This is a genomic window from Methylobacterium sp. CCH5-D2 (genome assembly GCF_001556475.1).
GTDB lineage: Bacteria > Pseudomonadota > Alphaproteobacteria > Rhizobiales > Beijerinckiaceae > Methylobacterium > Methylobacterium hispanicum.
In genome coordinates, this window is sequence record NZ_LSIX01000267.1 from 1 (window position 1) to 909 (window position 909).

At 74.0% G+C, this 909-nt stretch carries 1 protein-coding gene; it reads right to left on the reverse strand.

What is annotated here, in order from left to right; all coding sequences use genetic code 11:
• A partial coding sequence (locus tag AX737_RS07185; protein WP_156453570.1) for a serine hydrolase domain-containing protein occupies positions 1-544 on the reverse strand: 544 nt, incomplete at its 3' end.
• Between the last annotated feature and the right edge of the window lie 365 nt (positions 545-909).

The window sequence follows — 909 nt, forward strand, 5'->3', positions numbered from 1 at the left end:
CCTCCGTGGTGCCGCGCCCGCCGTAGACGAGGCCCGAGGTGTGGGTGAGGAGGTCGCGCAGCGAGACCGGCCGCGCGGCCGGCACCGTGCCGGCGAGCTTGCCCGCGAGGTCGAGGCTCGCGACCCGCTGGTCGGCGAAGCGGCCCGGCAGGTAGGCGCTCACGGGATCGTCGAGGACGAGGTCGCCGCGCTCGGCCAGCCCCAGCACCGCGACCGCCGTCATCGGCTTCGTCATCGAGGCGATGTTGAACAGCGCGTCCCGCGGCATCGGCGCGCCGGCCGCCTTGTCGCGGAAGCCGTAGGCCTCGTGGAACACGACCCGGCCCTCGCGGGCGATGATCAGGACGGCGCCGGGCATCCGGCCCTCCGCCACCTCGCGGTCGAGCACCGTGCCGATGCGGGCGAGGCGCTCGGGCGAGAAGCCCATCGCGGCCGGGTCAGCCCGCGGCAACGGCTGGGGCGGGGGCTGCGGCGCCTCCTGCGCCAGGGAAGCGGAGGCGAGCCCCACCAGGGCGAGCGCCGACACCAGACGTCTCAGAACCACGCGCAACCTCCCGAACGCCAGCGCGGATCTTTAGACGGATCCTTGAAACGCCCCGCTGTGCCGGCCGCGACGATGCCGGAGCCGGCCGGTGCCGCCAAGCTCCGCCCGGGGCGCCTCGCCTGTGCGCAGGTGACAGAGAGACACAATCACGACGTGAATTTACCAGTCCTGGGGTTGTAAGGCCCGGCGCGGGATGGGAGGCCTCGGGCATTGCCGCACAAGAGGAGACGCCATCGATGCCGCGTTCCGCACGCCTGACCGGACTGCTTCTGGCCGGACTGCTCCTGCCCCTCGGGCCCGCCGGGGCGCAGCAGGCGCCGAGCGGCACGCCGACGCCTGGCAGCACGGACGGCACCGCGCCGAAG